Below are 563 nucleotides of genomic sequence, written 5' to 3' on the forward strand. Positions count from 1 at the left end.
ACGCATTCATTTAAAAACCAGCAACATGGAATTAAAAACCAAAAATCAAATACAAAAATGCCAACTAAAATAAAAACCACTAAAAATATAACCAATCACAACATTTAAACGAAGTTAACGAATTTGCATCTTTGCCGTAAGATTGTCATAACTAATGGCTGGAAAATTTGTAAGGATGCAAAATGAGTAAGCTGTACGTTGGATCAGAAGTTGGTCAACTTAGACGAGTACTTTTAAACCGCCCAGAGCGCGCCCTCACCCACCTCACGCCGTCAAACTGTCATGAGCTATTGTTTGATGACGTGCTTGCTGTAGAAGCCGCGGGTGAAGAGCATGATGCTTTTGCTCGAACCTTGAGAGAGCAAGATGTTGAAGTACTTCTGCTCCACGATTTACTGGTGGAAACCCTAGCCGTTCCAGAGGCAAAACAGTGGCTGTTGAACACGCAGATTTCTGACTTCCGCTACGGGCCAACCTTCGCTCGCGATTTACGCCAATATCTTTTGGAAATGGACGACGAACACCTCGCGACTATTTTGCTTGGCGGCTTAGCCTAGTCTGAG

The 563-nt window shown here is 43.5% G+C and carries 1 pseudogene; it reads left to right on the forward strand.

Annotation, left to right across the window (positions count from 1 at the left end):
• Nucleotides 1–182: 182 nt before the first annotated feature.
• Nucleotides 183–554 (forward strand): annotated as a pseudogene (locus R7R24_RS29325) (arginine deiminase family protein); the annotation flags it as partial.
• Nucleotides 555–563 lie beyond the last annotated feature (9 nt).

The organism is Vibrio sp. 704 (assembly GCF_033339295.1).